Annotated in this window: 16 protein-coding genes and 2 pseudogenes; 9 read left to right on the top strand and 9 right to left on the bottom strand. The window is 60.1% G+C overall.

Going from position 1 to position 18,344, the window contains the following annotated elements; genetic code table 11:
- Positions 1-8 precede the first annotated feature (8 nt).
- From PZL22_RS31190 to PZL22_RS31170, 5 genes and pseudogenes are all read left to right on the top strand, one after another.
- On the top strand, positions 9-986 hold the full coding sequence (locus tag PZL22_RS31190; RefSeq protein WP_127621831.1) for a DUF2950 family protein: 978 nt from the start codon (positions 9-11) through the stop codon (positions 984-986).
- 33 nt (positions 987-1,019) lie between these two features.
- The gene (locus PZL22_RS31185) at positions 1,020-1,970 is read left to right on the top strand and encodes a formylglycine-generating enzyme family protein (RefSeq protein ID WP_284718758.1); all 951 of its coding nucleotides are present in this window, start codon (positions 1,020-1,022) and stop codon (positions 1,968-1,970) included.
- A gap of 17 nt (positions 1,971-1,987) precedes the next feature.
- Positions 1,988-3,661, top strand: a complete 1,674-nt coding sequence (locus PZL22_RS31180; protein ID WP_284718757.1) for an autotransporter outer membrane beta-barrel domain-containing protein — start codon at positions 1,988-1,990, stop codon at positions 3,659-3,661.
- Between the two features lie 120 nt (positions 3,662-3,781).
- Complete coding sequence (locus tag PZL22_RS31175; protein WP_088198188.1) at positions 3,782-5,053, top strand: alpha/beta hydrolase; 1,272 nt, start codon at positions 3,782-3,784, stop codon at positions 5,051-5,053.
- 67 nt (positions 5,054-5,120) lie between these two features.
- Positions 5,121-5,911, top strand: a pseudogene (locus PZL22_RS31170) (hypothetical protein).
- Here the strand turns inward: PZL22_RS31170 and PZL22_RS31165 are convergent.
- Positions 5,908-6,099, bottom strand: a complete 192-nt coding sequence (locus PZL22_RS31165) for a hypothetical protein (RefSeq protein ID WP_127525945.1) — start codon at positions 6,097-6,099, stop codon at positions 5,908-5,910. The pseudogene PZL22_RS31170 and the gene PZL22_RS31165 overlap by 4 nt on opposite strands.
- Before the next feature lie 372 nt (positions 6,100-6,471).
- Between PZL22_RS31165 and PZL22_RS31160 the strand changes: the two genes are divergently transcribed.
- Positions 6,472-7,845 carry an ISNCY family transposase gene (locus PZL22_RS31160; RefSeq protein WP_014528618.1) on the top strand — a complete coding sequence of 458 codons (1,374 nt, stop codon included), beginning with the start codon at positions 6,472-6,474 and terminating at the stop codon, positions 7,843-7,845.
- A gap of 359 nt (positions 7,846-8,204) precedes the next feature.
- Positions 8,205-8,480: pseudogene (locus tag PZL22_RS31155) on the top strand (helix-turn-helix domain-containing protein); the annotation flags it as partial.
- 44 nt (positions 8,481-8,524) lie between these two features.
- Here the strand turns inward: PZL22_RS31155 and rctB are convergent.
- From rctB to PZL22_RS31140, 3 genes are all read right to left on the bottom strand, one after another.
- Positions 8,525-8,884 (bottom strand): SMa0974 family conjugal transfer regulator, encoded by a 360-nt coding sequence (gene rctB, locus PZL22_RS31150; protein WP_127622986.1) that lies wholly within the window; start codon positions 8,882-8,884, stop codon positions 8,525-8,527.
- 54 nt (positions 8,885-8,938) lie between these two features.
- On the bottom strand, positions 8,939-10,192 hold the full coding sequence (locus PZL22_RS31145) for an 8-amino-7-oxononanoate synthase family protein (protein WP_127701450.1): 1,254 nt from the start codon (positions 10,190-10,192) through the stop codon (positions 8,939-8,941).
- A gap of 174 nt (positions 10,193-10,366) precedes the next feature.
- The gene (locus PZL22_RS31140) at positions 10,367-11,125 is read right to left on the bottom strand and encodes a winged helix-turn-helix transcriptional regulator (protein ID WP_127623000.1); all 759 of its coding nucleotides are present in this window, start codon (positions 11,123-11,125) and stop codon (positions 10,367-10,369) included.
- Between the two features lie 246 nt (positions 11,126-11,371).
- Here PZL22_RS31140 and PZL22_RS31135 point away from each other — a divergent pair, with 246 nt between their 5' ends.
- On the top strand, positions 11,372-12,292 hold the full coding sequence (locus PZL22_RS31135; RefSeq protein WP_027993986.1) for a nucleotidyltransferase and HEPN domain-containing protein: 921 nt from the start codon (positions 11,372-11,374) through the stop codon (positions 12,290-12,292).
- A gap of 145 nt (positions 12,293-12,437) precedes the next feature.
- Positions 12,438-12,668: a Y4oE-related protein gene (locus PZL22_RS31130; protein WP_127701451.1), complete on the top strand. Its 231-nt coding sequence runs from the start codon at positions 12,438-12,440 to the stop codon at positions 12,666-12,668.
- Positions 12,669-12,715: 47 nt separating this feature from the next.
- On the opposite strand, the gene rctC is transcribed toward PZL22_RS31130, so the two are convergent.
- From rctC to rctR, 5 genes are all read right to left on the bottom strand, one after another.
- Positions 12,716-13,438, bottom strand: coding sequence for an OmpR family response regulator RctC (rctC, locus tag PZL22_RS31125; RefSeq protein WP_127701452.1), 723 nt, complete (start codon positions 13,436-13,438; stop codon positions 12,716-12,718).
- A gap of 20 nt (positions 13,439-13,458) precedes the next feature.
- Positions 13,459-14,235, bottom strand: a complete 777-nt coding sequence (locus tag PZL22_RS31120; RefSeq protein ID WP_127701453.1) for an SDR family oxidoreductase — start codon at positions 14,233-14,235, stop codon at positions 13,459-13,461.
- Entirely contained in the window at positions 14,232-15,944 is a 1,713-nt protein-coding gene (locus tag PZL22_RS31115) for an acetolactate synthase catalytic subunit (protein ID WP_015242376.1), read from the bottom strand. The genes PZL22_RS31120 and PZL22_RS31115 overlap by 4 nt, the downstream gene beginning before the upstream one ends.
- The gene (locus PZL22_RS31110; protein ID WP_127527804.1) at positions 15,941-17,302 is read right to left on the bottom strand and encodes an aspartate aminotransferase family protein; all 1,362 of its coding nucleotides are present in this window, start codon (positions 17,300-17,302) and stop codon (positions 15,941-15,943) included. The genes PZL22_RS31115 and PZL22_RS31110 overlap by 4 nt, the downstream gene beginning before the upstream one ends.
- 101 nt (positions 17,303-17,403) lie before the next feature.
- Entirely contained in the window at positions 17,404-18,102 is a 699-nt protein-coding gene (gene rctR, locus PZL22_RS31105) for a GntR family transcriptional repressor RctR (RefSeq protein WP_284718756.1), read from the bottom strand.
- Positions 18,103-18,344: the final 242 nt, after the last annotated feature.

Raw genomic sequence — 18,344 nt, 5'->3', positions numbered from 1 at the left:
AGGCTACGATGACGAAGTCCATTCGTGAAGGGATCGCGCTCCCGCTTCTCGGGATGATCCTACTTGGCAGCACCGCCCTTATGCCGGTGGCGCTTACGCCGGCCCTGGCGCAGGAAGCCGGCGATGAGACGCCGCTTTCGGAATATGCGGCGGCCGAGGATCCGCCGGTCTTCGACACGCCGGAAGCGGCGGTGGAGGCGTTCAAGTCGACGGTCACCGGTGGCGACTTCGACAAGCTCGCCGCCCTCGTCGGGCTCGACGCAGCCAAGGCCAAGGCGAGCGAGGGCGTGATGGACACCTATGCCGAGATCAAGGAAGGGGTGAAGGAGAAGGTCGTCGTGGAGGACGTTGAGGGCCGCAAGGTCATCGAGATCGGCGAGGAACTCTGGCCCTTTCCCTTCCCGATCGCGAAGGGGGACGATGGCAAATGGGCGTTCGACACCTTCGTCGGCCTGGAAGAGATCGCCAACCGCCGGGTCGGCGAGAACGAGCTCGCCACGCTTGCCACCATGCGCGCCTATGTCGAGGCGCAGGAGGAATACGCGCTCGACGATCATGACGGCGACGGCGTCATGGAATACGCCCAGAAGCTGATCAGCAGCGAGGGCGCGCAGGATGGCATGTATTGGCCGGCCGAGCAGTTCGGCGGCGAGGAAAGCCCGGCGGCTGCGGCTCTTGCCGAGGGTGCCGCTCTGGACCGGGCGAAGGCCGGCGAAGGCTTTCAGGGCTATCGCTACCGCATCCTGACCAGCCAGGGTGAGAATATTGCCGGCGGGAAATACGACTACGTCATCAACGGCAACATGATCGCCGGCTTCGGCCTGGTGGCCTGGCCGGTGAAATACGGGGTCAGCGGCGTGAACACCTTCGTGGTCAACCGCAACGGCATCGTCTACGAGGCCGATCTCGGCGAGGACACGGAGAAGACCGCAGCAGCGATCCGCACGTTCAATCCGAACGACGACTGGGAAGTCGTCCAGGACTGAGGACCGATGTCGAATGTGTTCGGGAGATCGTCGATGAAGTCTGCTGCACTGGAGCATCGACCGGCGGCGGAGATGGTCTGGGTTCCCGGTGCGACGTTCATGATGGGATCGAACGACCATTACCCCGAGGAAGCGCCCGTTCATCCCGTAACCGTCGACGGCTTCTGGATCGACGAGGCGCCGGTGACGAATCGGCAATTCCTCGAATTCGTAAATTCGACGGGGCATGTGACCTTTGCGGAAAGAAAGCCGCGCGCCGAAGACTATCCGGGCGCCCCTCCTGCCAATCTGAGGGCCGGCTCGCTGGTGTTCACGCCTCCGAAGCGCCCGCTGCAGGGGAACGACATATCGCAATGGTGGATCTTCACGCTCGGCGCCAACTGGCGGCACCCGCTGGGGCGCAAGAGCAGCATCGGAGCCATACTGGATCACCCGGTCGTCCATGTCGCCTATGACGATGCCAAGGCTTATGCCGAATGGGTCGGCAAGGAGCTGCCGACCGAGGCCGAATGGGAACTCGCCGCGCGTGGCGGTCTTGAAGACGCCGAGTTCGCCTGCGGCGACGAGCTTGTGCCGGGCGGAAATCACATGGCCAATACCTGGCAGGGGAGCTTCCCAATCGAAAATGCGATGGAGGACGGGTTCGCGCGAACGTCGCCGGTGAGATTTTATCCTCCGAACGGCTATGGCCTCTATGACATGATCGGCAATGTCTGGGAGTGGACCTCGGACTATTGGTCCGTGCGCCATGTCGAGCCGGCCGCCAAGCCCTGCTGCATTCCGAGCAATCCGCTGAACACGAATGCCGATGCGAGCGTCGATCCAGCGGCCAGGGTGAAGGTTGTGCGGCGCGTGCTCAAGGGCGGATCGCACCTTTGTGCGCCGAACTACTGCCGGCGGTACCGTCCCGCGGCGCGGCACGCCCAGGAGATCGACACGACGACAAGCCACGTTGGTTTCCGTTGCGTGAGGCGGACCCCATGATGCGACGGGTGCGGAGCATGCTTGGCGACCAAGCCCACCATTGTGGAAGACTGGCGCAATCCATGTATCTCGGTGGGGCTCTGATTGCGGGCATCCCGGGCCTTAGTCCAACCGGGGAAGCATTTGCTGCGAACTGCAACTCGCGCGGCGGCCTGGCCTATCTCGGAAACACGCAAGGGGCGACGCGATCAGTCTGGCTTTCGGGGACCAGTGCTGGCTCTTTCAGCCTCGAGGCGGCCCAGGGCAATGAAACCGTCGATACCTGGAATAAAAGCAAACGCGGTCTCCACCTCTCGCTTTCGCCGGTCGTTTCGAGCGGCAACGGCGGGACGCACAAGCTCTACGACACATCGGCCGGCAAGCCTTGTCTGCTCGACACGCAGAACCAGAAGCGCGGGCCGCGTCCTGACATCACCTGGCCGCAGGGCCTACCGGATGTCGGCCCGCAGCCTGTCTTCCCGGATTTCTCCCTGCCTGACGGCCGCCCTGACGTCGGCCCGCAGCCCGTCTTCCCGGACTTCTCCCTGCCTGACGGCCGCCCTGACGTCGGCCCGCAGCCCGTCTTCCCGGACTTCTCCCTGCCTGACGGCCGCCCTGACGTCGGCCCGCAGCCCGTCTTCCCGGATTTCTCCCTGCCTGACGGCCGCCCTGACGTCGGCCCGCAGCCCGTCTTTCCTGGGTTCGCTCCGCCCACCCCGACCCCGGCTAGAGGTGGCCGCGTGACCGCGGCCCGGACGCCGCAGACCTGTATCGACCCCCGCTCCGTTGACACCAATCAGCGGCGCGACCTGCCGATCTGCCCGGAGCTCGTTCCCGAAGAGGCAGCCGCCCAGGGAAGCGCGCAGTCGCCAGCGGTGCCGTTGACGCCCGGCCGTGATCTGCCTGCTCCCTCGCTGTGGAATTTCTGGTGGGATGCGCGGTTCGCCGACATCTCCGACGAGCGCTACGAGCGCGACAGCGACACGCTTGCCCGCTCGCTGGACATGGGCCTCGATCGCCGTATTACCGACGACCTTGTCCTCGGCATGTCCTTTTCGTTGGAAGACAGTTCGACGGACGCCTTCAGCGGGTCCCTGGACATCGATACCGAAGGCTTCAGCTTCGGCCCCTATTTGGCTTATCGCCTGTCGAAGCACTGGGTGGTCGACGCTTCCCTGACCTACGGCCGCTACAATAACGATGTCGACCTGAGCGTACTCGGCGGCGACTACGATTCAGAGCGCTTCGCCGGCGAGGTGTCGCTACATGGTCAATACAAGTTCGGGGCCTATTTCATCCGCCCAAAGGCATCCGTCACCTTTTCACACGTCGACAGCGATGGTTACGATCTCTCGGGCAATATTCTCAATCTTCCGGTGAGCGTGTCGCTTCCGGGCGACAGCTACAATTATGGGGTCCTGGATCTGTCGACAGAGGTCAGCCGGTTCTTTCGCCTGCCCGACGGACAGCCGTTCCTCGTCTTCGCCGAGCTAGGCGCTCAATATGAATTCGAGCGGCCGAACGACGGCAAGATTCTCACCGGTGATCTTAACGAAGCAACGCCGTCGCCCTGGGTGTTTTCACTCCGCTCGGGTTTCAGGATGCTGTTGAACAATAACCTGCAGATCGAAGCGACCGGAGGATATCTGAGCCTCGGCCAGGACGACCTCGACATATGGGAGGGCAAGCTGCATGTCTCCTGGAGCTTCTGAACGCGGGAGGTGCCCTCCCGGCAGTTTGCTGATGGACCTCGTGCTCCGGCCCCACAATTGCCAGTCAACTGATGTGGTGGCAAATGTGTCAGCAGCGCCGAATCGTGGGGGACAGGACAGTTGCTGAGGGACGTGCGCTTGCAAGAAAATGTGTCCTCTGTTGCGAAGGTTGGCCGGCGAGCCGCTGTGGCCTTCGTTGCGCTGTCTCTTGTTTCGGGTTGCGGGGGTCACCCTAAAGGCGTGATGACTCCGGTGGCGCTGGCGCAGCCGTCGAACACCTCGCAGGTCGACATGCTGGTGGCGACCACGCGCCAGCCCTCGGGCGACCCGGCGACCCTGTTTTCGGGAGAGCGCAGCCCGACGCTTTCGATGACCGAGGTGGGGGTTTCGATCCCGCCGGACTCGCGCCGCGCGCCGGGCACGGTGCAGTGGCCGCGCAAGCTGCCACCCAATCCGGAAACCGATTTCGCCGTCACGCGCGTGCGCGAAATGGCATCGGAAGACGAGGCGCGCACCTGGTTCCGCGCCCATAACAAGGACGGCCATGTGCTTCTTTTCGTGCATGGCTTCAACAACCGCTATGAGGACGGCGTCTTCCGGCTGGCCCAGATTGTCCATGATTCCGGTGCGCAGGCGACACCTATGCTGTTCACCTGGCCGTCGCGTGCGCGGGTGTTCGACTATAATTACGACAAGGAGAGCACCAACTATTCGCGCACCGCGCTCGAGGATACGCTGCGCACGCTGGCAAATGCCCCGAACGTCAAGGACGTCACCATCCTTGCCCATTCTATGGGAACCTGGCTGACGATGGAGGCGCTGCGCCAGATGGGAATTCGCGACGGGAAGATCGCGCCGAAGATCGAGAACGTGATTCTCGCTTCGCCCGACATCGACCTCGACGTCTTCGCCAAGCAGTGGACCGATATGGGCGATGAACGGCCGAAATTTACGATCTTCGTCTCGCAGGACGACCGGGCGCTGGCGCTTTCGCGACTGATCTCGGGGGATGTCTCGCGGCTCGGCGCGATCGACCCCAGCGCCGAACCCTATCGCACGCAGCTAGAGACAGCCGGCATTACTGCGATCGACCTCACCAAGGTCGAGACGGATGACGGCTTGCACCACGGCAAGTTCGCTGAGAGCCCCGAGATCGTGCAACTGATCGGGCAGCGGATCATCAAGGGGCAGACGCTGACCGACTCCGAGATCACTTTGGGCGAGGGGATCACCGCCGTCGTCGCCGGCACGGCCAAGAATGTCGGCACCGTCGCGGCCGCCACGATTACAGCGCCTGTCACCATCATCGAAGGCCGCGGCGCACCGCCCAAGAAGGTCAATCTCGAGGAGACGTTGACAAGCAATGGGAGGGCCGAAAATGTGTCTCGTTAGAGATTCGAACGGATTTAAGTATTGGCCGGAATCGGCCGCAAACAGCGCGCATTGATTGGAGGATGTGATGACGTCTCGCTTCGTACGGGCCCTGATCTCCATCGGAGGCTGCCTGCTTGCCGGCGGCGCAACGGCCGCGGATATCTATTCTCCGGTGACGCCGGAGGTCCAGCAGGTCACGACCGAGAGCGGCTGGACGTTTTCCTTCGCGCCGTACTTCTGGGCGGCGGGGCTCTCAGGAGATATTCAGCAGTTCGGTCTGCCTGCCGTCGACGTGATGCCAGCTTCAGCGATGTGTTCGACCACCTCGACTTTGCTGCAATGGCGATCGGCGAGGCGCGCTATGGGCCCTATAGCATCTTCGGCGACGTGCTGTACACTAAACTTTCGGGTCAGGGCGGCACGCCCAGGGGCATTCTCGCAACCGACGTCGAACTCTCGACGGAGACTTTCGCCGGCTTGATCGGCGCCGGCTATACAGTCTTTCACGACAGTTCCCTGCGGCTCGATGTCGTGGGTGGCCTGCGTGTCTGGTCCGTCGAAACTGAACTCTCCTTCAGCGGCGGCATTCTCGACGGGGTTTCGAGAGAGGACGACGCGGCCTGGGTGGACGGGCTGGCCGGCTTTCGCGGAACTTATTCGATCACGCCGGAAATCTACCTCACGGGATGGGGACTGGTCGGCGCCGGCGGTGCCGATCTCGATTGGGACGTGGCCGCCGCGATCGGTTACCGGTTCAGTGACACCATATCTGCCGTCGCCGGATATCGCGCGCTTGGGGTCGACTACAGCGATGACGGGTTTGTCTTCGACGTCGTTCAGCAGGGGCCGATCCTGGGTTTGGTGGTGCGGTTTTAAGCCTTGGCGCCGGAATCCGCCAGGGCCGGCCGGGAGATAGCTTCCCTCCGTTGCCCCCTGATCGAGGAGAACGCGAAGCCTACGCCAGAGGAGGTCGATTTTCCTCGCCCCGGGGCGATCAGCGCCATGTCCTCCTGAGCCTGCTGAACCGCGTTGCTCGCCATCGCGGGCAACTCGGACAATGTCATCCTCTGCGCCTCCTGCATTCAAGGCCCGGATGAGCCTGCCTCTGATGGAACTGCGCCGGGCGATTGAGCCCGCCGTGGCGGAATTGGCAGCCTTGCGCGCCAAGGACCACGAAATATTGGTTATCACGGATGCATTCCGCGCCAGGAGAAGGCCGATACCCTGCAGAGCTTTTCGGAAGCGGATTTGGCTTTCCATCGGTCGCCGTTTGTAGCTTCGGGCAACCCGGTCTTCATGCAGCTCGAGGAAACCGCTTCCCTGTTCCATAATGCTGATTATCTGATCAGTTGGTGTAGCCGCAAAGTTAAAGTGTCCTGTTTCTGCAATGTAAGAATGTCACTCTCCCCGGGTTTAGATGACCTGGGAGATTGCGGATGGGATTGATTGCGATGAGCGAGCGTGATCTGCAGCGGATTGAGGTTTTGTCGAAGGTCATCGATGGTCGGATGACGCTGGTAACGGCCGCTCATGTTCTGGGGTTAAGCACGCGCCAGGTGCGTCGACTGCTGGAGCGGATCCGGACGGATGGTGCCGCATCGATCCGGCACAAGGCGATCGGTCGGCCATCGAACAACCGGATCAGCGACGGCGTTCGGGATTATGCAGTGACGCTGGTTCGCGAACGCTATGCCGACTTTGGTCCGACGCTAGCGGCAGAGAAGCTTGCCGAGCGCGATGGCTTGCGGGTGTCGCGCGAGACCTTGCGCAAATGGATGTCGGAGGCCGGACTTTGGCTGTCGCGCAAGCAGCGGCGCACCTTCCACCAGCCACGATTGCGACGCGAGGCCTATGGCGAGCTGGTGCAGATCGATGGATCGGAGCACCGCTGGTTCGAGGATCGCGGTGATCCATGCTCGCTGCTGGTGTTCATCGATGATGCGACCGGCAAGCTGATGCAGTTGCGTTTCGTGCGCTCGGAAAGTGCGTTCAGCTATTTCGAGGCGCTGGAGCTTTATCTCAAAAATCATGGTGCTCCGGTCGCCTTCTATTCCGACAAGCATTCCGTGTTCCGGGTGGCGAAGAAAGACGCCAAGGGCGGCCAGGGCATGACCCAGTTCGGGCGTGCGCTTTCAGAGCTAAACATTGAGATTCTTTGTGCAAATTCGAGCCAGGCGAAGGGCCGTGTCGAGCGGATGAACCGGACGCTGCAGGACCGTTTGATTAAGGATCTGCGCCTGGAGGGCATCTGTGGCATGGACGACGGCAACGCCTTCCTGCCTCGGTTCATGGAGGGCTATAACCGGCAGTTTGCCATTACCCCTGCCCGACCTGATGACCTGCACCGGTCGCTGAATCTTGCCCCGGATCGGCTCAAGGAGATCCTGTGCAAACGCGAGCAGCGCTACGTCGGTGCGCAGCTGACGTTTTCGTTCGAGCGCCAGCGGATCATGCTTGAGGAGACCGAGGTGACGCGCGGGCTGGTCGGTCGCTATGTCGAGACCTACGCCTATGCCGACGGCCGGCTCGATGTGCGGTGGAAAGGCCATTCCCTGCCCTACCGGGTATTCGACAAGGACCAGCGGGTGACGCATGCGGCGATCACCGAGAACAAGCGGCTCGGTGATGTCCTGGCCTACATCAAGGCGCGCCAGGACGAGCGGCCGGCGCCGAAGGTGAAGACCAACAGCGAGAAGATCGGCTACCGACCGCGTGGCCGCAAGCCGGGCAAGCGGACGGATTTCACCAACGATCCAGCGGTCATTGCCCGACGGCGACAAGCGCTCTCTGAGCTCGATGCGGCGGAATGACTGGCTGCTGCAACTGTCAAAGCTAAAGCCGATGGGTGCGTCTCATCCGCCCCCTCCCTTCCCTTGCAACCCGGCCCAGCCGGTCCGGTCGGGGGCTTGCCTCAGCGCCAGTGGAGATGCCGCGTGTCGTATTTCTAAATGGTTGGTGACGCACCCAAAGTGACATTTCAACTTTGCCCAACGGCGGACAGTTTAACCTTGCCGCCACAGCTTGTGTAGCGGCCGTTTAGAGATGCGACATATGAGCCAGTTAGAGATGCGACAGTCGTCGCCGCTTGGGATGCTGGTCAAACGTCAACGTTTGGAAGGAAGACTGGCGACGTGAAGCGTGGCTGAGACCATGAGCGTTCGGAGTCGTCATGTCTTGTTTGATCACCATGTCGCAGAAGGAATTGCATCGTCTTGAACTGATCCAGCGGATTCGCGGCCGCAGCCTGAGCGTCGTCCAGGCGGCCGAACTGCTCGGCCTTAGCCGCAGTCAGGTGCACCGGCTGCTGCAGGCCTATGACCAGGCCGGCGCCGACGGGCTGGTCTCGAAGAAGCGCGGCCGGCCGAGCAACCGGCGCCATAGCGAGGATTTCCGCAACCTGGTGCTCGACCTGGTGCGTGAGCATTACGTGGATTTCGGACCAACGGGGGGTTCTCGCTTGAAACGGCGCCTCGGCGCGTCTTAGCCCACTCACTGCAAGTTTGAGCCGCTGCTCAGGGGCGAGTTTATCGGGTCGGTGGCCGTAGATTGCCTTTGACCGACCGGGTGCCACGCCAATCCCTCTGGCGGCAAAGCCGCCACCTCAAGGATACTGCCCTCCAATGCCGTTCTTATACCATAGTAAGAGATGACGTCTGTCGCGCCGACGCGCATCAGAATACCTACGTCGACGGCTCTCACGACGGCCTCTCCATCGATGAACCGGAAGATCTTTTCCGTTCCGTTGTCCACAGTCGACACGCAAAACTCCGCGACCCGGAGGAAAACACTCTCGATGATGTTCCTTTTACCTGCGACGAAGACGCAGCACTCGGCGAGGTGCTCGTACATGACCGCTCCTTATTGCTTCACTTTCGGCTGAGAGTCCTGTGTACCGGCAGGCGCTTATCTGGCCGATATTTCTTTCAGCACGTCTTGGATCGCGATGCCCAACCCGCGGATGTCATCTTCCGAATGTCCGGCTGTGGGGCAAAGCCGCAACCCTGCCCTCCCTCGCGGTACCGTGGGAAAGAAGATCGCCGATGTATAAAAGCCGCGATCGAGCAAGGCTCTTGCGGCTCCGATGGCCGTCATCTCATCACCTATCTCAACCGTTCGTATCGGCAACGGCGAGCCTTGCTGCTCTGTCGGAACGAGGCTGTCGAACAAGGCGGTTCTGCTCCGGAGCCTCTGTTGTAGCTCAGTGAGTTCTTCCGTCAGATGCAGTTGCTGCGATGCTCGCGCCGCGCCGATTGCCGCGACATTAAGCGACGCCGAAAACGCATGAGCGACCGCGAACCTTCGAAACAGTTCCTCTTGCCGCGCCGTTCCGAGCATGATCAAGCCGCCCGAGGCGCCGAAGCCCTTTCCGAGCGAAGCCGCAACTATCGTTCGCTCACCCAATGGGCCGCTCATTTGCGATCTGGCAAACCCTTCGCCGTGTTTGCCGAAGATCGATACGCCGTGTGCGTCATCGATATAGAGGAAGAGACCGTAGCGCTCCTGCAGGCGCCTTAGGCGCGCGAGATCGGCGCTCCCGCCCATTGAATAGACGCCGTCGCAAACGAAGGCAACGGATCCGTTGGTGCGGCAGAGCATCTCGAGCGCCTCGAGATCGTTGTGAGCGATGGTCTCGACACGGGTTTCGGCGGCAATGGTTCCCTTGTGAAAAGCAAGTGTCGCGTGGGCCAAGCGATCGAACACCATCAGCGGCTTAACGCCACCGGTGAGATGGCCGGAAGCAATCAGCGGCAGCGCGCCCATGTTGGCCGCGAGCACTGTGGTATAAGTAATCACTCGCGCATCGAACAATTCCGACAGCGCCGCCTCCAGGTCACCGAGAATCGAGAAATTGAGACGCGTTCTTGCGCATGACCAATGAAGCGTGCCGTATTCTTTCATTGCTTCAACGGCACCCGCAACAATCTGCGGATGGTTGTCCAAGCCGAGATAGGAGCAACGCACAAAGTCAACCACTCGGCGTCCACGGTCATGGGTTAGTGCCACGGCACGATCCGCCAGGGGACGCCCGTAAATCGCCATCAAGCCCTGAAAATGCGCCGCATCGAAATGGCTTTGGGCGTATTGGATCAAGCTGGCGGTATTCCTTGGAGCACCTTTGCCAGCAATGCTTCCCTGCCCCAGCGCTTTTCCTTCCATTCGATAATCTCCCGACACTTGAACATGAATGTACAGGAGCTTTATTTCGTTTGCCGCCGAACTCAACGAAGTATTTGCAAAATATTTTCAAGCTTAGTTTCGAAATGCGCGACAAAAATTAAAGGTAGCATTTCCTTTCCACAAATTTTGAAACAAACATGAGAAGTGTGAAGCTTACGCAGAGTCAATCGCACCGTCATCAATGTCGATTGCATAGCCCGTGGCCCGTATTGTGCGAATAAGAGGACGGCCGGTCAGGCGCTCGAGCTCCCGACGCAACCGCGCGACATGCACGTCCACGGTGCGCGGCTGCACGTAGCGATTAGATGGCCAAGCCGCTTCGATCAGTTCCAAACGGCTGCGCACCCGGCCTGGCGCTTCCAGCAGGCATCGCAACAAGTTGAATTCGATAGGGCCGAATTGAACTTCTTCATCACCATACCTGACGAGACGGCGTCCGGGCGCTATTCTTAACGCGCCAAAGATCGCAGCCGCCTCTTCCCTAGCGGGATCTATCGGCTGCTTATCATTTGCACCGTTGTGCGGCAAAGAACCAAGATAGGCCAGCAGCCTTGCCGGAGAGACAGGGCGCACGAAGTTTTCGTCAATTCCCGCTCTCAACAATGCCAAATAGTACCGCTCGTTCCCCGACGAAACGAGCGCGATAGTCGGGATGCGCGAGGTTATTTCATTGGCCTTTATGGCAGCACATGTTCTCACTGTGAGCTCTGGATCCTGTGCCGAATCCAGTATGATCGCTGTGATCGGCCTTAGCGCGGCTTGGTCCACTACCTCTTCCTCGCCCAGCAACAGCGTCTGAAATCCTTCCGACGCAAGGATATGTGCAAGCAGCACGTAGAAGTTTGCATTACCCGAGCAAATCAAGACCAAGGGTTTGGTGTACTGATTTTCCATGCGGCCAAGCTGCCTCATCGCCGTTCTCTTCCCGATATTTGATGTCACAAAAATTGGAAATAGTATGCGCACCGCTTCCGCGTAATCCCTAGATTTCTGTGGGTTTCGTGCATAATCGTCATAAATACTTACCAATAACGCATTTATCGCCAGTTTTTGTTGCAACATTTTTGTTGATTTTCGCCGTAAGTTGAGCACTCTGTGGATTCAGCGAACCGGGTTCGCTATTCATGCATCATGACCCCAGAGAACGCGCCCGAACCGATGAAGACCAGCCTCGATCATCTTCCACAGCGAAAGCAGCGCGAGCTCGCGCGCATCGTCGAGGTTTTGCACGAGGAATTCGAGGACGCCCTCAAGGAGGCAACGGCCGACTTCAAGAAGCGTGGCCGCATTCTGAAGATCATCCTCTTCGGATCCTACGCCCGTGGAACATGGGTCGACGAGCCGCACACGAAAAAGGGATATAAATCGGACTACGACCTGTTAATTGTCGTCAATAACCGTAAGTTGACGGACTTTGCGGCTTACTGGCACAAGGCTCAGGATCGGCTGCTTCGGCTACAAGGCGTGGAAACGCCGGTGAATTTTGTCGTCCATTCACGCCGCGAGGTGAATACCGCTCTGCGAGGAGGACTATATTTCTTCGTCGATATTCGCAAGGAAGGCGTCATACTCTACGAATTGGACGATGAACCATTGGCGGCGCCAAGGCCGCTGAGTCCTACTGACGAATATGAAACCGCGAAGAGACATTTCGTCCGGCTCCAGAGGGCGAATAATTCCTTGAAGCTCGCGAAAATGGCCGCTGCTGAGCGGGCGATGCTCAACGACGCTGCTTTTCTCCTCCATCAAGCGATGGAGCATTCGTACGCGACGTTGCTCCTCACACTCACTAACTACTCCCCTCCCTCGCATAACTTGAAGCACCTGCGTCAGTTAGCAGAGGACAGGGACGAACGTCTCGTCGCTGTTTGGCCGCGCGATCGGCAACGCTACAGCGCCTGGTTCAACATCATCAACGAAGCCTATGTGAAGGCTAGATACTCGGATCACTACGAAATCAGTCAAGAGGCACTTGACTGGCTCGCGGAAAAAGTCAGCGACTTAATCGCTCAAGTGGAGATCATATGTAAGCAACACGTCGAGCAATTGCGCATGCAGGCGGAGAGAGGCCAGAATTAAACTGTCCCCTGTACTCTCCCTTAGCAGGACATGTTTGCCAGGGACGGCACGAAGAGAACCGACTGGGTTCAGTGGCTCACAAAAGCTGAGTTCCAACGTCCGGCAAACCCATTGATCCCCTGCGCCGGACAGCAGGAGGTTCAGCGTGTCCAAGATTTTCGACAACCCCGCCGTCGGGGAGCAAAGCCCCCGGAAAGATGGCTTCTGGCAGAAGCACCAACAGGAGGTAGTGGTTGAGGCGGCGATCGGTCTCTATGGCAGCGAGGCCGCAACTGCGGCAGCCTATTGCGCGCTCGAGGCCTGGACCGAGCGCCGAGACAGCGATTACGGCTTCTGGTTTGAGGTATTCCTACGGCTCAGAGACCGCTTGATCTAGCGGTTCATCTGGTCAGAGGGTGCGCCTTGCGCTGATCCGGCAAGGCGCTACCCGGCCGGATGGAAAACGCTCAATTTCCCCCCGGGCGCAGCGACCCCGTCGAGCGAGTAGCCAATGGATCTTACGGTGCGGATAACATCAGGCCCAAATTGATTCAACGCGCGCCTGATGTGGCCGATATGGATATCGACGGTACGGGGCTCGACTTCGGCTTCAGGCGGCCAGCCGGCGGCGATGAGATCGTCACGGCTGTGCACCACATCCGGCATCTTCAAGAATTGTAGAAGCAGTCTGAACTGTAGCGCGGAAAGGCTAACCGCGTGTCCGTTCCGCATTACGCGAATTCTGGTGACATTCATCTCAATATCCGCGTGCCGGAATATCTGCTCGCGCGAGACGCCAGCGCGGGAGCTACAGGGCAAGCTCATTTGAATGCCCTTGAGAAACGCGAGCAGATGTCGCGGATCGTAAGGACTGCATATGACGACGTCGATTCCGAGACTGCGCAGATTGTTGCTCGGTGCATTTGTTAAGACGGCGACTGGCGGGCGATCGCTGGTCGCCTTGATGCGGCGGCAAAGACCATACGCCTCCAGTTGCCGATCGGAACAATCAACCAAGACAGCGAGCGGCTTCCTGACCCCGATTGTACCGACCAGTTCGCTCACATTGGAGCAATGCCGGACGGGAAATCCCTCGGTCTCGAGAATGTACTCGAGCAGAAGAAAAAGCTCGGCGTTGCACGTATATATCAGAACACCCGCATGCATTTCGCACCCGGCCTCCAACTTCAAAGTGGCACGAATTCTCCGCCATTGACGTCTATGATCGCGCCGTTGATGAAGGCGGCTTTGTCGGAGATGAGGAAACCGATGGCCGCCGCTACTTCTTCAGGTTCACCGATGCGGCCCGCGGGAATGCGGGCAACCGCCGCACGATTGACTACGCTGTCACGCGGACCAGCCATCTCGGTGGCAATCCTGCCTGGCGCAACGACATTCACCGTAATTCCTTTCCCGGCATACCGCGCGACTAGCGAGCGGGCGAAGCCCGCAAGTGCGGCTTTAGAGGCGACGTAAGCTGTTCCCGCAATTTTGGGCAGCGCTCGGCCGGCGATAGACCCGACAAGAACAACGCGGCCAAAGTTTTGCGCGGCCATGCCGGGCAAGACCGCCTGGCAGCAGAGCATTGTCCCGGTCAGGTTGACTGAAAGAACGGCATTCCACTCTTCGAGCGTGATCTCCTGGAATGGGGTCGGCCCGTCAGGCCCCTTCGGCGATATGCCCGCATTGCAAACGAGGATCTCCGCCCTGCCCCAGCGCTCGTCCAATTCCCGAAAGAAGGACGTTATCTGCGTCGGTTCAGCCAAATCGATAGAGCGCGCGAACACACGCTCGGAGCCGAAGTCCTGCGAAAGCGCCTCGGCTGCGCTTTCAACATTGATGGGCCTCTGCCCGAAGATGGCGCACCGGTTTCCACGCTCCAGAAGGTGACGGGCGGTTGCCAATCCAATTCCGGAAGTGCCGCCGGTGACGACGGCAATTGTTGACGTGGAATCGCGACTCATGCTGCTTCGTCCATCTTTGCGAAGAGTGAGAGAGGGGGATGCGCCGCCGGGTCGGTCATCACTTCGATTAATAGCGGCCCCTGGTCCATGCCACGATGCAAGTGAAAGGCAAGCTCACCCGGGTCTTCGACACGAACGGCCGGGCAGCCGCAGGCTTCGGCCAGTTTTGCGTGATCGACCTCGGCAAAGTGGCATGCCGTCGTGTAGGTGCCGAACTTCACCGTTTCCGCATCGCGCTGGAATCCGAGGATGCCATTGTTGAGGACGACGATCGTAACAGGAAGCTTCATCCGCACCATGGTCTCAAGCTCGGCCCAGCTGTGGGCAAAGCCGCCGTCACCGACGATCGCAATGACCGGCTTGCCCGGTCGGGCAACCTTGGCCCCGATTGCGAGCGGCACACCCCAACCGAGCCCTGCAAGCCCGCGTGGCGTGATAAAGCGCATTCCGCTCGCTCGCGCTCTCAGTTGACCCAGAACCCACATGGACGAGTAGCTCGCGTCGGCGACGACAGTTACATCGTCGGTTAGCAGGTCCTGGAGTTCAGCCATAACTCGCTCGGGGCGTATCGGTCGGGAACGCGATGTCACCACGTCGTGGCGATCAAGCTCGAACCCCTTCCAGTATTGGGCAATGCATTCCTCCAGCCGTGCGCGATCCCCATGCCGCCGCGTGAGGTCGACGCGGGTCAGCGCCGCTCTTAGGGCGGCAAGCGATTCCCGGGCATCGCCCACGAGCCGAATGGCCTCGTAGTTCCGTCCGATCTCCACCGGATCGACGTCAATATGCACCACCCTCGCGCTGGAGGGAATTTGGCGCCAGGTGTCGGTGCCGTTCTGGTTGGTACGCGTTCCGATGAGAATGACCAAATCGGCATCTTCAACCAAACCGTACGAGTATCGACCGAGCGAACGCGGGCCGACCAGCGAGCCAAGGACGCCGGCGGAAAGCGGGTGATACTCATCGACTGCCCCCTTCCCCATATTCGTGGTGAAGACCGGCAGGCATGCTTCCTGCTGCAGCGCCGCAAGTTCATGCGTAGCCCCGCCGCAATGAACGCCTCCGCCGGCGATAATGACCGGAGCGTGCGCCGCTGCGATAAGAGATGCGACCTCGGCCAGTGCATCATCAGAGGGGCGGACGCGATCCAAGGGCCAATGACCTAACTGCTTTGAACGTACGACCGCCGGAGATTTCGCCTCTGCACGCAGGAGATCGGCTGGAAGCAGCAGAGCGGCTGGGCCGGCACGGCCCGACGCCGCGGCCGTAAACGCCGCGTCGACATAGTCGTCGATCCGCTCCGGAACGGTGACGCGCCGCACCCATTTAGTGCAGGACTGGAAGAGAGCAATCTGATCAAGGTCCTGAAAGGCATTTCGGTCCGTTTGGTCTCGCTCGACATCCTGCACAAGCGCCACGATCGGCACACTGGCCTTCAAAGCCTCGGCGAGCGGCGGCACGAGCAAAGTTGCCGCGGGGCCGTTTTGCGCGGCCACGACACCGACTTTTCCGGAGACACGGGCATATCCGTCAGCCATCGCCCCGCCCATGTTCTCCTGACGGTACGCGATTTGGCGAATGCCGATCGCTTCCGCTGCGAGGATGACCGCCGAGGGCAGGCTTTGCCCGAAGATGAATTCGACGCCGTGGCGGCGAAGAATGTTGGCTATACGCTGCGCAACGGTTACATTTGGATTCTGTTGCGTCATTTCGCGCGCTCCTTTCCGGGTCCGATTTTGGCCTCAAGAAATTCGTCAAATGCACTGAGGATACGGTCGATGTCGCTGTGGACCATTGGCGTCGAAAGACAGGCGGCGGCTCCATAGGGTAGAAGAATGCCCGCTTCCAGGAAGTAGCGGCTCATCGTTCGCATGATCCAGGCCTCTTCGGCGCTCAAATGGGCATCGCGATATTCGAGCGGTGCCACGCGCTTCGGATGGATGCGAAAGAGCGAGGCAGCGCCGGTAACCGAGAAGCGCGCGTCGCGGCTGGCAATGCTTGCCCTCAAGCCCGCGCGCAACCTCTCGCCCATCGCTTCGAGGCGATCGAATGCATCTGGGGTCATCGCTTCCATGGCCGCTAGGCCAGCCGCCATGGAAACCGGATTTGCCGAAAAGGTTCCCCCCTGCGGCAACAATGGCTGTGCATTTTCGGTGCCGAAAACGCGCATTACTTCCTCGCGGCCACCTATCGCACCGATCGGAAAGCCGCCTCCTATGATTTTGCCGGCCGTAACAAGGTCGGGTTTGAGACCGTATCGTGGTGAGGCCCCGGCATAGCCCTGCCGAAGATTGAGCACCTCGTCGGCGACGATCAGGATTCCGTACTTATGTGCCGTCTCCGACAAAGCCTCTATGAAGGTGGGCTCCGGGTGCAGCAAGCCTGCCCGGCTGGGCATCGGATCGATCAGCACGCAGGCAATGCGGTCGCTCGCCGCGCTCAGGCGCCTTTCCAACCCTTCGACATCATTGAAGCGAAGCAGGTGCACCTCGTCGGCGACGCTCGAGGGAGTGCCACGATAGGTTGGCGTGGGGATCGGAATAGGATCCCAGCCGTCTTTACCAGGCGAAACACCCTGTCCCGCCTCCGCCCAGTCATAGGCGCCGTGATAAGCTCCTTCGATGCGTGCTATTGCAGGCCTGGCGGTGAAGGCGCGCGCCGCCTTGATCGCGAACATCACCGCCTCCGTTCCGCTGTTGACGAAGCGGACCCGCTCCATTGCGGGAATGCGGGCGGTCAACAGTTCCGCGAGCGCGATCTCATGCTCCGTCGGGTTGGCGAAACAAGTTCCCAAGCGCAGCAGATCGACGACAGCTTCGGAGACGTGTGCGAAGCCGTGGCCGTGGATGAGCGTTGTGAAGTTGTTGTTCAGATCGAGGAGTCGGTTCCCGTCGACGTCGACGAGATAGGCCCCCTCACCACGTTGGGCATAGATCGGAAATGGATCCCTCTCGACCGATGCGCGGGTGGTTCCATCTGTAAATACGCCCTTGGCGCGATCGAATAGATGCTTGGACCTACTGCGCGCTGACGCCTGCCGCAGCCTGTTTGTTGCTTGAACGAGCATAGTTCTGCTTCCCTGAGTGAGAAATCGACCACTCGCTTTGCACGAGCTTCGCATTTTTGTTGCAACAAAAATGCGCCCCGTCAAGTCCACGCAACAAAATCTTATGACGATTGGCCGGCATCCCTCTCTGGATTGGCCCGCTTCAACCGGCGATATCCATCGCGAATATCATTCTCCATCGCCGCCCTGAGACTTGCCGCGTCGCGCTCTGCGAGAGCCTCCATTGCGATCTCGTGGTTGCGAACACCATATTTCTCCTCGGCAAACTCTGGGTAGAGATTGTGCAAGGACGGACCGATCCTCAGCCATAGGCTTTCGATCATCGAAACGAGCTGGGGAAGACCCGCGAGACGATAGACCGTAAAGTGGAATTCCTTGTTGTGCCACAGCGCTTCCGCGTAGCGCTTTTCGTCGAGGGCGGAATTTATAAGTTTCTGTAATGACTTCAGTTTCTCGACCTCAGCAGGCGTGCCGTGTTGGGCAGCCTGCTCCGATGCAAGCCCTTCCAGCGCAAGGCGCGTGAGCGTTATCTCTCGCAGGGCGCTCGCGTCGAGCACTGGAACGACAACCGTCTTCGGCCCGGCATAAAAAAGCGCGCCCTCGCTCGTCAGCCGATTGATCGCGTCACGCGCAGGCGTTGTGCTTACTTCGAGATCCTGGGCGATGGCCCGCACCGTCAACTTGTGGCCCGGCCTATAAACGCCACGGATGATGCGCTCTTTCATTTCCCGATAGGCGGCATCCCCCAATCTTTCCGGCGCTCTTTCAAGAGCTGGCGATTCCTTAGAATTGTCCGCCATTTCCCTCTCTCACTCGGTTGACACTGTGAACTTTTGATGCAACAAAAACAGAGTGTGAAGGTTTTGCAAAGTTTTTGTCGCATCAACGACTACTAGCAGCTTTCTCATGCATCGTCACGCGGACCGCAACAACGGCTCGCGCGGCGCCAGAACCCAACAACAAGCAAATGATTCCTGGCCCTCAAGGTCGGAAGAAGGCCCCTCATTGCGGTCCCGGCCCAAACCAAGGGAAAGGCGCCGAA

This window comes from Ensifer meliloti (assembly GCF_030064585.1).
Classification (GTDB): domain Bacteria; phylum Pseudomonadota; class Alphaproteobacteria; order Rhizobiales; family Rhizobiaceae; genus Sinorhizobium; species Sinorhizobium meliloti.
This window is presented reverse-complemented; position numbering and strand designations above follow the sequence as displayed.